10 protein-coding genes are annotated in these 11,862 nt (G+C 72.7%); 2 read left to right on the top strand and 8 right to left on the bottom strand.

All coding sequences use genetic code 11. From position 1 onward, the window contains the following. Nucleotides 1–83 precede the first annotated feature (83 nt). From VGC13_RS32800 to VGC13_RS32775, 6 genes are all read right to left on the bottom strand, one after another. Complete coding sequence (locus tag VGC13_RS32800; protein ID WP_331129583.1) at nt 84–812, bottom strand: tetratricopeptide repeat protein; 729 nt, start codon at nt 810–812, stop codon at nt 84–86. A 153-nt stretch (nt 813–965) separates the two neighbouring features. After that, nucleotides 966–1,331 carry a cupin domain-containing protein gene (locus VGC13_RS32795; RefSeq protein ID WP_331129582.1) on the bottom strand — a complete coding sequence of 122 codons (366 nt, stop codon included), beginning with the start codon at nt 1,329–1,331 and terminating at the stop codon, nt 966–968. 39 nt (nt 1,332–1,370) lie between these two features. Next, the gene (locus VGC13_RS32790; RefSeq protein WP_331129581.1) at nt 1,371–2,156 is read right to left on the bottom strand and encodes a tyrosine-protein phosphatase; all 786 of its coding nucleotides are present in this window, start codon (nt 2,154–2,156) and stop codon (nt 1,371–1,373) included. A 7-nt stretch (nt 2,157–2,163) separates the two neighbouring features. After that, nucleotides 2,164–3,135: an SDR family NAD(P)-dependent oxidoreductase gene (locus tag VGC13_RS32785; RefSeq protein ID WP_331129580.1), complete on the bottom strand. Its 972-nt coding sequence runs from the start codon at nt 3,133–3,135 to the stop codon at nt 2,164–2,166. Between the two features lie 5 nt (nt 3,136–3,140). Beyond that, nucleotides 3,141–4,100, bottom strand: coding sequence for a UDP-glucuronic acid decarboxylase family protein (locus tag VGC13_RS32780; protein WP_331129579.1), 960 nt, complete (start codon nt 4,098–4,100; stop codon nt 3,141–3,143). Further along, entirely contained in the window at nt 4,100–5,464 is a 1,365-nt protein-coding gene (locus VGC13_RS32775) for a UDP-glucose/GDP-mannose dehydrogenase family protein (RefSeq protein ID WP_331129578.1), read from the bottom strand. The genes VGC13_RS32780 and VGC13_RS32775 overlap by 1 nt, the downstream gene beginning before the upstream one ends. 220 nt (nt 5,465–5,684) lie before the next feature. Between VGC13_RS32775 and VGC13_RS32770 the strand changes: the two genes are divergently transcribed. Together VGC13_RS32770 and VGC13_RS32765 are read left to right on the top strand one after the other, a co-directional pair. After that, nucleotides 5,685–6,347 carry a polysaccharide biosynthesis/export family protein gene (locus tag VGC13_RS32770; RefSeq protein WP_331129577.1) on the top strand — a complete coding sequence of 221 codons (663 nt, stop codon included), beginning with the start codon at nt 5,685–5,687 and terminating at the stop codon, nt 6,345–6,347. 100 nt (nt 6,348–6,447) lie between these two features. Continuing rightward, a complete protein-coding gene (locus tag VGC13_RS32765) occupies nt 6,448–8,955 on the top strand; it encodes a GumC family protein (protein WP_331129576.1) in 2,508 nt (835 codons plus the stop codon). A gap of 522 nt (nt 8,956–9,477) precedes the next feature. Here the strand turns inward: VGC13_RS32765 and VGC13_RS32760 are convergent. Beyond that, a complete protein-coding gene (locus VGC13_RS32760) occupies nt 9,478–10,698 on the bottom strand; it encodes a nucleotidyltransferase family protein (RefSeq protein WP_331129575.1) in 1,221 nt (406 codons plus the stop codon). Between the two features lie 8 nt (nt 10,699–10,706). After that, nucleotides 10,707–11,852 (bottom strand): aminotransferase class I/II-fold pyridoxal phosphate-dependent enzyme, encoded by a 1,146-nt coding sequence (locus VGC13_RS32755; protein WP_331129574.1) that lies wholly within the window; start codon nt 11,850–11,852, stop codon nt 10,707–10,709. Nucleotides 11,853–11,862 lie beyond the last annotated feature (10 nt).

The raw sequence follows: 11,862 nt of genomic DNA, 5'->3' as shown, positions 1-11,862 counted from the left end.
GTAGAAGGGCACGAAGCCGGAGGATCCGGACGGATATCCACCCACCGTGCATCCCCCGAACGCGTCACGCGGTTCGTCGGACGCTACTCCGCGCCGCCGCGGCGCCGCTCCAGCATCCCCAGGAAGGCGGAGACCTGCGCGCTCCCCGGCTGCTGGGCCAGGCAGCGGCGCCACTCGGCCTCGGCGCCGTCCAGGTCGCCGGCGCGGAACAGCGCCAGCCCCAGGTTGGAGCGCGCCTGCACGAAGCCGGGGTTGTGCTCCAGCACCGCCTGCAGCTCGGCGCGCGCCTCGTCCGCGCGCCCCAGCTCGATGAGGGTGCGGCCCAGGCGGGTGCGGATGTCCAGGAAGCGGGGGCGCAGCTCCACCGCGCGGCGGTACTGCTCCACCGCCTCTTCCGGGGCGCCGGCCTGGTCGTAGGTGTCGGCCAGCTCGGCGTGCAGGTTGGCCAGCCGCGCGGCCGCCGCGGACGAGAACCGCCCGCCGCCGCCCTTTTCCTCGTCGGCCTCGGCGGCGCGGGCAAAGGCGTCGCGCGCCTCGTCCAGCCGGCCCAGGTCGTTCAGCGTGATGGCGCGGTTCAGGTGCGCCTCGACGTAGCCGGGGTTCAGCTCGGTGGCGCGCGTGAACGACGCCAGCGCCTCGTCGGGCCGCCCCAGCATGGACAGGCACACGCCGGACAGGTTCTGCACGTCGGCAAAGGCGGGGCGGCGCGCGGCGGCGGCCTGCAGGTCGTCCAGCGCGGCCAGGTACTGGTTGCGGCCCAGCGCCTCCTTGCCGCGCGCGATCAGCTGCTCGACTGCGGGGTCCTGCGTCATCCGTCCTCCGGACAGGGTACGGCGGGTTCGATCGAGGGAAACGCGACGATGATACGCACCCGCCCGCGCCGGGGGCAACCCGCGCGGGCGGTGGAGGGACCCGGCGGGCCGCACGTCCGCGCCGGACGAGGACGCGCGGGGGACGGGCCGGGGTCAGCCGCGGCCGTAGCGGTCTTCCAGCCGGATCACGTCGTCCAGCTCGGGCGTGCTGACTTCCAGGATCACCGCGTCCTCCAGCGCCTCGATGCGGTGCACGTCGCCCGGGCGCACGGTGATGCACTGCCCCGGCTCCATCTCGAAGTCCACGCCGTTGAAGTGGTACAGCAGGCGGCCGGACTGCAGGTACATGGTTTCCTGCTTGCGCTCGTGCTTCTGCAGCGACAGCGCGTGCCCGCGGGTGACCTCGAGCACCTTGCCGGCGTAGCGCTCCTCGTGCGCGTACCAGATCTCGCGCCCCCAGGGCTTGGAGACGATCTTGGGCCGGGCCAGCGGGACCGAAGCGGGGGTGTTGCTTTCCATGTTCGTGAGCTCGCAATCCATGGGAAACGGCGGGGCGCCTCAGCGGCCCCCACCGAAGATTCGTTTGATCAGGGAGGGCCGCGCGCGGCGCAGCGGCGCCACCGGCAGGGGTGGCTGGCCGTCCAGCAGCCGCGCCGCGTTCCCGCGCAGCAGCAGGTCGGCCTGCGCCTCGCCGCCGGCGGCCGCCAGCGCGGCCCGGCACTCCGCCATGCGGGGGGCGCCGCGGGCGTGGTAGTCGCTGGCCGCGTAGTCGGCCAGGCCGCGCTCCAGCAGCCCCCAGGCGCGGTCGCGGGCCTCGGGGCCGTAGCGGCCCAGCAGCGACCCGCAGTTCACCTGCAGGTACGCGCCCCGCTGCCGCCACTCGGCCGCCGCCGCGAAGTCGTCGAAGTTGCCGTACCGCTCGGGGTGCGCCAGCACGGGCGTCCACCCGTTCAGCTTGAGCTCGAAAATGGCCGGGCCCGCGTTGGGCGGCACCGACATGAACGGGAACTCCACCAGCACGAACTGCGTCCCCGCCAGCCGCAGCCGCGGGTCCGAAAGGTCCGGCGCCGGCGTGTCGAGCATGACCTCGAAGCCGCGCTCCAGCCGCAGCGACGGGCACTCCGCCCCGCCCAGCGCCACCAGCCGGGCCCACGCCGCGTCCACCTGCCCCAGGTACTCGTCGCGCTCGCCCGCGCGCTCCAGCAGGGAGGCGCGCAGGTGCGGGGTGGCGACGGCGGCGGTGATCCCCTCGGCGGCGAACGCCCGCAGCCCCTCCACGGCGCCCGCCGCGTCGGCCGCGCCGTCGTCCACGCCGGGGATCAGGTGGTTGTGAAAGTCGATCATCGTTCCCTCACCCCGCCCGCTGCGCCCGGAACCACTCGACGAAGCGGGGGATCCCCTCGTCGATGCGCGTGCGCGGCGCGTACCCCAGCATCCGCCGCGCCCGCGAGATGTCGGCGCAGGTCTGCTCCACGTCGCCCGGCTGGGGAGGAAGGCGCAGGATGCGGGGCTCCACGCCCAGCGACGCCGCCAGCACCCGCACCAGCCGCTCCAGGGTGACCGTGTCGTTTTCGCCCAGGTTGAACACCTCGAACGAGCCCGGGTGGTCGCCCGTGAACGCCAGCGCCCCCTCGATGCCGTCCAGCACGTCGTCGACGTAGGTGTAGTCGCGCCGCGTGGACCCGTCGCCGAACACGGGGATGGCCTCGCCGTCGGCCATGAGCCGGGCGAACTTGTGGATGGCCAGGTCCGGGCGCTGCCGCGGCCCGTACACCGTGAACAGCCGCAGGCACGCCACCGACATCCCGAACAGGTGGTGGTACGTGTGGCACACCAGCTCGCCCGCGCGCTTGGTGGCCGCGTACGGCGAGATGGGGTGCGCCACCGGGTCGTCCTCGGAAAAGGGGACGGCCGCGTGGTTGCCGTACACGCTGGAGCTGGACGCGAACACGAAGCGCGGCGCCTCCATGCGGCGCGCCAGCTCCAGCATGGCGGTGGTGCCCTCGACGTTGACCTGCGCGTACAGCAGCGGGTCCTCGATGGAGGGGCGCACCCCCGCGCGCGCGGCCAGGTGCACCACCGCCTGCACCCGGGCGCCCGCCGCCCGCAGCGCCGCCTCGACCCCCGCGCCGTCGCGCACGTCCAGCTCCAGCAGCGCGAAGCCGGGGTGCGGGAGCATCCCCGCGACGTTGCGGCGCTTGATGGCGGGGTCGTAGAAGGCGTCGAAGCAGTCCACGGCGAACACCCGGTGCCCGCGCGCCAGCAGGCGCTCGCACAGGTGGCTGCCGATGAACCCCGCCCCCCCGGTGACGACGACGTCCACGGCGGTCAGAGGGTGCGCGCGCCGGGGGAGTTCTGCTCCACCAGGGCGCGGAAGTACGGGATGGTGCGGCCCAGCCCCTCGTCCAGCGGCACCTTCGGCTCCCACCCCAGCACCGTGCGGGCCACGGTGATGTCGGGCTTGCGCACCTTGGGGTCGTCCTCGGGGAGGGGGTGCGCCTGCAGCGCCGAGGCGCTTCCCGTGAGCGCCAGCACCCGCTCGGCCAGCTGCCGCACGGTGAACTCGCCGGGGTTGCCCACGTTCACCGGCTCGGCCCGGTCGCTGAAGAACAGGCGGAAGATGCCGTCCACCAGGTCGTCCACGTAGCAGAACGACCGCGTCTGCGAGCCGTCGCCGTAGATGGAAAGCGGCTCGCCGCGCAGCGCCTGCACGATGAAGTTGCTGACCACGCGCCCGTCCTGCGGGCGCATGCGCGGCCCGTAGGTGTTGAAGATGCGCACGATGCGCGTCTGCATCCCGTGGTAGCGGTGGTAGGCCATGGTCATGGCCTCGGCGAAGCGCTTGGCCTCGTCGTACACCCCCCGCGGGCCCACCGGGTTCACGTTTCCCCAGTACGACTCGGTCTGCGGGTGCTCCAGCGGGTCGCCGTACACCTCGGAGGTGGAGGCCAGCAGGAAGCGGGCGCCCTTGGCCTTGGCCAGCCCCAGCGCCTTGTGCGTGCCCAGCGACCCCACCTTGAGGGTGGGGATGGGCTGCTCCAGGTAGTCGATGGGGCTGGCGGGGCTGGCGAAGTGCAGCACGCCGTCCACCGGCCCGGCCACGTAGATGTAGTTGGTGACGTCGTGCTGCACGAACTCGAACCCGTCGCGCCCCATGAGGTGCGCCACGTTGTCGGGGCTGCCGGTGATGAAGTTGTCCATCCCCACCACCTGGTGCCCCTCGCCCAGGAACCGGTCGCACAGGTGCGAGCCCAGGAACCCCGCGGCTCCCGTGATCAGGATGCGCATCAGCCGGCCAGGGCGGGCTGGGGCGCCGCGGCGGGGCGCGAGCGCCGCCCCACCGAGCGGTAGGTGAAGCCCATCTCGGCCATGCGCTCCGGGTCCCACAGGTTGCGCCCGTCGAACACCAGCGGCTCGCGCAGCCCGGCGCGGATGCGGTCGAAGTCGGGGTTGCGGTACGGCGACCACTCCGTCAGCAGCAGCAGGGCGTCGGCGCCCTCCACGCAGTCGTAGTTGCGCTCGCACAGCGACAGCACGCCCATCCCCAGCAGGTCGGCGAAGTAGCGCCCCGCCTCGTGGTGCGCCTCGGGGTCGTGCGCGCGCACCCGCGCCCCGCGCTGGCACAGCCCGCGCACCAGCGTAAGTGACGGCGCCTCGCGCATGTCGTCAGTCTCGGGCTTGAACGACAGGCCCCACACGGCGAAGGTGCGCCCCGACAGGTCCTCGCCGAAGGTGTCGACGACCTGGCGCAGCAGCAGGGCCTTCTGGTCGGCGTTCACCTTTTCGACGCCGTCCAGGATGGCCGGGTCGACCCCCGCCTCGCGCAGGGTGTGGACGAGCGCCTTGACGTCCTTGGGAAAGCAGCTGCCGCCGTACCCGATGCCGGCGAACAGGAAGCCGGGGCCGATGCGCTCGTCGCTGCCGATGCCCATGCGCACCTTGTCGACGTCGGCGCCCACCGCCTCGCACAGGCCGGCGATGGTGTTCATGAACGAGATGCGGGTGGCCAGCATGGCGTTGGCCGCGTACTTGGTGATCTCGGCCGAGGCGATGTCCATGAACAGCACGGGCTTGCCGGTGCGCACGAACGGGGCGTACAGCTCGCCCAGGCGGTGGCGGGCGAACTCGCTCTCCACCCCCACCACCACGCGGTCGGGCTTCATGAAGTCCTGGACCGCCGCGCCCTCCTTGAGGAACTCGGGGTTGGAGCACACGTGGAAGGGGCGGTCGGTGTGGCGGGCGATGGCCTGCCGCACCTTGCCCGCGGTGCCCACCGGGACGGTGCTCTTGGTGATGACGATCTTCTCGGGCCCGGTGGCGGGCATGTTGCGGCCGATGGTCTCGGCCACGGCCAGCACGTGCTGCAGGTCGGCCGAGCCGTCCTCGCCCGGCGGGGTGCCCACGGCGATGAAGATCACCTCGGCCGCGGACACGGCCCCGGCCACGTCGGTGGTGAACGCAAGGCGCCCCTCGGCCAGGTTGCGCTCCACCAGCGGCTCCAGCCCGGGCTCGTAGATGGGGATCTCGCCCCCGTTCAGCCGGGCGATCTTGCCGGCGTCGATGTCCGCGCAGACGACCTGGTTTCCGGTTTCCGCCAGGCAGGCGCCCGCGACCAGGCCGACGTACCCCGTACCAATGACTGCGATGTTCATGCGTGCATGTAAGCAGTGGTTTGTTCGCGCGGGCGAAAGGCGCCCCGCGCGGCGTCCGCCCCGCGCGCGGGCCCCCGCGTCCGGACGGGCGCAGAGAATAGCGGAGAGGGCCCCTGAACGCAACGCAGTGTGCGATTCCGTGGGGCCACGGGTTGTAAGCGCCGCGGGGTGGCGCTATACTAGGTGTTCGCAGTCGACCACGTTTCAGCGCCGGTTCCGAATGTCCATCCGCATCTCCGTAGCCATCTTACTGGCCCTGACGGGCGTGCCCCGCGTGCTCGCGGCGCAGGAGGCCGCGCAGCCCGTTCCGGCGCAGCCCGTTCCCACGGAGCAGAGCGAAGCGCTGATGAGCAGCGTGACGCTGCTTCCCGGTGACCTGATCCGGGTGCAGGTGTACCGCGAAAAGGAGCTGGACGGCGAGTACCTGGTGGACGAGGCGGGGACGGTGGTGCTGCCGCTGCTGGGCGAGCAGCGGGTGACCGGCATGTCCATGCGCGAGCTGAGGCGGCAGCTGGTGGAGGCGTACCAGGTGCACCTTCGCAACCCGTCCATCATCATCACCCCGCTGCGGCGCATCAACGTGCTGGGCGAGGTGCAGCGCCCCGGGATGTACGCCATCGACCCCACCGTGAGCGTGGCGGGGGCGGTGGCCATGGCGGGCGGCGCCACCGCGGCGGGCGACCTGCGCAAGGTGCGCATCATCCGCGACGGACGGGTGTACGCACAGCGGCTGGGGCCCGGCACGGTGCTTTCGGCGGCCGACGTGCGCTCGGGCGACCAGATCTTCGTGGAGCGCCGGTCCTGGTTCGACCGGAACAGCACCTTCGTGGTGAGCACCACGCTGTCGCTGACCAGCATCATCATCGCGATCCTGCGCCGGTAGGAAACCCGCGCGGGGAGGGTCCGGAGACGGGGACGGAGGCTCCCCGCCCGGCGCGATCCGGTATATCGACACGCCTGCAATGCGACAGATCGAACGACCCATGTCGGATACGAACGGAACGGCCCCCGGAACCACCGGCGAGGTCTCGCTGGCCGACGTGTGGCAGCTGCTGCTGCGCAGCCGGTGGCTGGTGGCGGGAACCTGCGCCGTGGTCCTGGCCCTGGCCGCCTTCTGGACGTCGCGGCAGCCGGCCGTGTACGAGAGCGCGGCCAGCCTGCGCATCGACGGGCACGACGCGGGCAAGGCCGCGCTGGGCGACCTGATGCCCGTGGTGGGCATGGGCATGGGCAAGGGGAAGATCCAGACGGAGATGTTCGTGCTGCGCAGCCGTGCCATCGCCGAGCGCGTGGCGGACTCGCTGAACATGACGCTCGTCCTGGTTTCGCCCCAGGTGCCCCGCGACGAGGTGATCCGCCCGGTGGCCATGGCCGGCGCCGACGGCGCGCAGGGGCTGTACACGCTGACCCGCCGCCCCGGCGGGAGCTACGCGCTGAAGCCCGACGTGGAGCGCGAGATCCCGGTGCGGCACGACCCGGTGGCGGTGCCGGGGATGCCGTTCCGCGTGGGCAACGTCACCCTGGAGCTGGACCCGTCGCTGCGCGCGGCGGGCCCGGACGAGATCCGCTTCGGCATCCGCTCGCGGCGCGCGGCGGCGGGCGCCGTGCGGGGGAGCGTGCGGGTGGGGCAGCCCGACCCCGACGCCCTGGTGGTGGAGATCGGCTACAAGAGCACCGACCGGGTGCTGGCGGCCGCGGTGCCCAACGCGCTGGCGGCGGCCTTCATCCAGCACAAGTCGTCCGGAAGCAAGACCGAGTCGCGCAGCACCATCGAGTTCCTGCGGCAGCAGGTGGCCGCCTACGAGGGCGACCTGGCGTCGGCGGAGAACCGGCTGCGCTCGTTCCGCGAGTCGGAGCAGGTGGTGAGCCTTCCCGAGGAGGCCAGCGCGCAGGTGCGGCGCCTGACGGAGCTGCAGGCCACCCGCGACCAGCTGCGCTCCGAGCGCGAGGCGCTGACCCGCCTGCTGAACCGGGTGACGCAGGAGGCCCGCGCCCCCGGCGCGGCCTCGCCGTACCGCCAGCTGGCCTCGTTCCCGGTGTTCCTTTCCAACCGGGCCGTGCAGGACCTGCTGCAGTCGCTGACGACGCTGGAGAACGAGCGCGCCAAGCTGCTGGTGCAGCGCACGGCGCAGAACGAGGACGTGCAGGGGCTGGACCGCCGCATCGGCGAGATCGAGGAGCAGCTGCACCAGATCGCGCGCAACTACCTGGACGGGGTGCAGAGCCAGATCGCCTCGGCCGAGACGGTGCTGGCGCAGTTCGCCACGCAGCTGGCGGCGATCCCGGCGCGCGAAGTGGAGTTTGCCCGCCTTTCGCGGCAGCAGGTGCTGCTGGACGAGCTGTACACGCTGCTGCAGACGCGGCTGAAGGAAGCCGAGATCCGCGAGGCGGTGGAGCCCGGCGACGTGCGCATCATCGACCTGGCGCTGGTGCCCGACCACCCGTTCGCGCCGCGGCCCATGCGCACCATGGTGCTGGCGGCGGTGCTGGGGATGGCGCTGGGGTGCGGCCTTGCCTTCGCGCGGCACGCCCTGGACCACAAGGTGCGCACCCGCGACGACGTGACCACGGCGGCGGCGGGCGCGCCGATCCTGGCGATGATCCCGCGCATCGAGCCGCGAGGCAGCGGGGCCAACGGCAACGGCGCGGGCCACAACCGCATCCGCATCTGGCAGCGCGGCGCCGCCGCGACGGCGCTCAGCGAGGGCGGCGACCGGCTGGTGACCCTGCTCGACCCGCGCAACTCGGCCTCGGAGGCGTACCGCGCGCTGCGCACCAGCATCACCTTCTCCAGCGCGGACCACGCGCCGCAGGTGCTGGTGGTGACCAGCGCCATGCCGGGCGAGGGCAAGAGCACCAGCGCGTCCAACCTGGCCATCACCATGGCGCAGCAGGGCACGCGCACGCTGCTGATCGACGCGGACCTGCGCCGCGGCCTGCTGCACAACGTGTTCGGCGTGCCGCAGGAGCCGGGGCTGTCGCAGGTGCTGCTGGGGCGCGTTCCCCTGGAAGAGGCGGTGCGGCAGGTGCCCAGCACCGCCGGCGCCGAGGACGGGCCTTCGCTGTACGTGCTGACCACGGGGGTGCTTCCGCCCAACCCGGCGGAGCTCCTGGGCTCGGCGCGCATGGCGGAGCTCATGCGCAGGCTGCGGCAGGAGTTCGAGATGGTGATCATCGACGCGCCGCCGCTGAACCTGGTGACGGACGGGGCGGTGCTGGGCAAGCTGGCGGACGCCACGGTGCTGGTGGCGCGCGCGGGCGCCACCGACAAGCGGGCCCTGCAGCACGCCGCCGGCCAGATCATCCAGGTGGGCGGGACCATCGGCGGCGTGGTGCTGAACGACGTGGACGCGCGCACCGGCGGCTATGGCTACGGGTACGGCTACGGGTACGGCTACGGCAGCTACGGCGGCTACGCCCCCCACGAGAACGGCACCAACGGAAAGGGCCGCAACTCCAAGAAGGCCGGCAAGCGGGTCGGCGTCGGATGAAGCAGCCGAGCGTCCTTCGCTGAGGCGGGGATCGGCGGCAAAGCGCGGAGGCGCGGAGAACATGCTTCTCCGCGCCTCCGCGCGTTTCAGGGTCCGGACCCGGGGACGGCCGGGCCGGTGGATGCCTCTCCTGCCGCAGTCCATTGTGCACCCAGACTTCTACTCCCGACTCACACGGACAGCACGGAGGAGAAACCAGTCCTTTTGTCTTCTCCATGACCTCCGTGTGATCCCGAAGCCGGGAAAACAACAACTTCATGCGTACAGAGGAACAGAGTCAGACAGAGGAGCAAGCTGATGTTTCAGTTCGCTTTCTCTGTCTGACTCTGTTCCTCTGTACGATTATTCTTTTTTTCTAATCGAAGGAAGCGTGATTCACATCACACGGAGGACACGAAGAAGACGAGAAGACCGGCCTGCCCTCCGAGATCCATGATGGAACCCGTTCTCTTCAGGACCGGGGACGGCGGATGGACGGGCGGAAGTGGGGCAGGGACGTTTTGGAGCCGCGCCGGGCCAGGTTCAAGACGAAGGTGGGGCGGACGCATCTGCCAGGCGGCGGGCGCGGACCGCCATGGGGACCGCCCGGGCAAAGGACGCGGAGAGCCGGACGACCCGCTGCAGCACGCGCGCGGCACGTCCCACGGGCGGCGCGGCACGCTCCAGCCGGGCGATGGCCGGATGGGCGGATTCGACGTCGGGACGCGCGGGGACGGTGGCCCACAGGCGCCGGGTGGCACCGTCCCGCGCCAGAAGCGCGCTCAGCGCGTCGACGAGGTCCGACCACAGCACCCGCGAGGCGAACAGGGCGCGGGACGCCCCGGCCAGGTAGCCGCCCGCCGCCATGGAGGCAAAGGGATCGGCCGGCGCGGTGCCGTTCGGCCACTCGGCCATGCGGAGCACGGCCCGCATGGCGGGGGCGTCACGGTGCGCCGCGACGCGCGCGCCGACGTCCGCGCGGTCCGCGGGTGCGCAGCGGGCGAGCGCCGCCTTCATCAGCTGCAGCTCGCGCAGGTTTCCCCGCCGGTTCAGGTGGTGGGACACGCCGTGCAGCAGCAGGTGCCACAGCTCGTCCGCCGGCGCCATGCGCAGCAGGGGCCGCTCCGGAAGCGGCACCGCGCGGGCAATCGTCTCCTCGATCGGCTCGAAGCCCTGGACGGTGAAGTGCACCTCCACCATCAGCGCGCCGGGGGCGGTGCGCGCGGCCAGGTGCCAGAAGCTGGCGGAGTTCACGCCCGGATCGTGGCCGTGCCGGTCGTATCCGCGGCCCTCCAGGAACCCCGCCACCTCGCCCGCGGTGTCGCGCGGCACCAGCACGTCGACGTCCACCAGGTCCAGCGGCGGGCTTCCCCCGGCCACCGCGGCGCCCCCCTTGAGCACCACCACCGTCCACCCCCGCTCCGCCGCCGCCGCCGCGAAGGTCCTGAGCTGCGCGCGGGCGCCCAGCACCCGCTGCAGCTCGCGCAGGGTGCTCGCCTCCAGGACCGCGGCCCCGTGCGGGGGCACCTGGCCGGGACGCACCGCGCGGCCCAGCGGCAGCGCGCACCGCTCCATGCCCAGGAAGAGCGCCCATCCCCCGGGCGAGCACGCTTCGGCGGCGGCGGCCAGCGCGGGCGGCACCGGCGCGTCCCATAGCACGTGCAGCGCCCACCGGCGCAGCACCAGCGCCTCGGCGCACCGCTGGCGGGCGGGGAGCGGCGGCTTCGTCCCCTCCGCCAGTGGCGCGGCGGCCTCCGTCGCCATCCGGCCGGTCAGCGCCCCGCGCCCGCGGGCACGGCGGCCAGCACGCCCTCCACCACCCGCTCCCGCTCGGCGTCCGTCAGGCTGGAGCCGGAGGGAATGCACAGCCCCCGCTCGAACAGCTCGGCCCCGACGCCGGTCCCGATGAAGCGATGGTGGCGGAAGACGGGCTGCAGGTGCATGGGCTTCCACAGCGGGCGCGCCTCGATGTTGCGCGACTCCAGCTCCAGCCGCACCGCCTCGGGGCCCGCGCCGAAGGCGGCGGCGTCTAGGGTAAGGCAGGTGAGCCAGCGGGTGTGGCGCCCCCACGGCGCCTCGGGCTGCAGTTCCACGCCGGGAAGGGCGCCCAGCGCCTCGGCGTACGCGGCGAAGTTGGCGCGCCGGGCCCGCACCCGGTCCTCCAGCACCGCCAGCTGCCCCCGGCCGATGGCCGCCAGCACGTTGCTGAGCCGGTAGTTGTAGCCGATCTCGGCGTGCTCGTAGTGCGGGGCCGGCTCGCGGGCCTGGGTGGAAAGCTTGCGGGCGTGCGCCAGCAGGTCCTCGTCGTCCGAGACCAGCATTCCCCCGCCGGAGGTGGTGATGATCTTGTTGCCGTTGAACGAGAACACGCCGCACCACCCCAGGGTGCCGGGCGCGCGGCCGCGGTAGGTGGCACCCAGCGCCTCGGCCGCGTCCTCGACGAGCGGCACCTCGAAGCGCCGGCAGGCGGCCAGGATGGGGTCCAGGTCGGCGCTCTGCCCGTACAGGTGCACCACCACCACGGCCTTCGGCAAGCGCCCGGCGCGCGCCGCGTCCTCCAGCGCCTGCTCCAGCAGGGCGGGATCCATGTTCCACGAGGTGCGCTCGGCGTCGATCAGCACCGGCTCGGCGCCCACGTAGCGCACGGGGTTCACGCTGGCCGCGAAGGTCAGGTCGCTGACGAACACGGTGTCGCCCGGACCCGCGCCCAGGTGCAGCAGCGCCAGGTGCAGCGCCGCGGTGCCGCTGCCGAGGGCCAGCGCGCCGCCGCTGCGCACGGCGGCGCGGAAGTCGGCCTCGAAGCCGTCCACGTGCGGCCCCAGCGGGGCGATCCAGTTGGAGTCGAACGCCTCGTTCAGCAGGCCCTGCTCCAGGCCGCCCATGTGCGGCGGCGACAGGTAGATGCGATCAGGTTGCATTTTTCTTTCG

The sequence above is a fragment of the Longimicrobium sp. genome (genome assembly GCF_036399255.1).
In the GTDB taxonomy this organism is placed as follows: domain Bacteria; phylum Gemmatimonadota; class Gemmatimonadetes; order Longimicrobiales; family Longimicrobiaceae; genus Longimicrobium.
This window is presented reverse-complemented; position numbering and strand designations above follow the sequence as displayed.

What these genes read in the sequence shown, in the direction of transcription:
- VGC13_RS32755 (WP_331129574.1), bottom strand. Translation starts at nt 11,852, where the DNA reads ATGCAACCTGATCGCATCTACCTGTCGCCGCCGCACATGGGCGGCCTG.
- VGC13_RS32760 (WP_331129575.1), bottom strand. Translation starts at nt 10,698, where the DNA reads ATGGCGACGGAGGCCGCCGCGCCACTGGCGGAGGGGACGAAGCCGCCG.
- VGC13_RS32780 (WP_331129579.1), bottom strand. Translation starts at nt 4,100, where the DNA reads ATGCGCATCCTGATCACGGGAGCCGCGGGGTTCCTGGGCTCGCACCTG.
- VGC13_RS32800 (WP_331129583.1), bottom strand. Translation starts at nt 812, where the DNA reads ATGACGCAGGACCCCGCAGTCGAGCAGCTGATCGCGCGCGGCAAGGAG.
- VGC13_RS32770 (WP_331129577.1), top strand. Translation starts at nt 5,685, where the DNA reads ATGTCCATCCGCATCTCCGTAGCCATCTTACTGGCCCTGACGGGCGTG.
- VGC13_RS32775 (WP_331129578.1), bottom strand. Translation starts at nt 5,464, where the DNA reads ATGAACATCGCAGTCATTGGTACGGGGTACGTCGGCCTGGTCGCGGGC.
- VGC13_RS32790 (WP_331129581.1), bottom strand. Translation starts at nt 2,156, where the DNA reads ATGATCGACTTTCACAACCACCTGATCCCCGGCGTGGACGACGGCGCG.
- VGC13_RS32795 (WP_331129582.1), bottom strand. Translation starts at nt 1,331, where the DNA reads ATGGAAAGCAACACCCCCGCTTCGGTCCCGCTGGCCCGGCCCAAGATC.
- VGC13_RS32765 (WP_331129576.1), top strand. Translation starts at nt 6,448, where the DNA reads ATGTCGGATACGAACGGAACGGCCCCCGGAACCACCGGCGAGGTCTCG.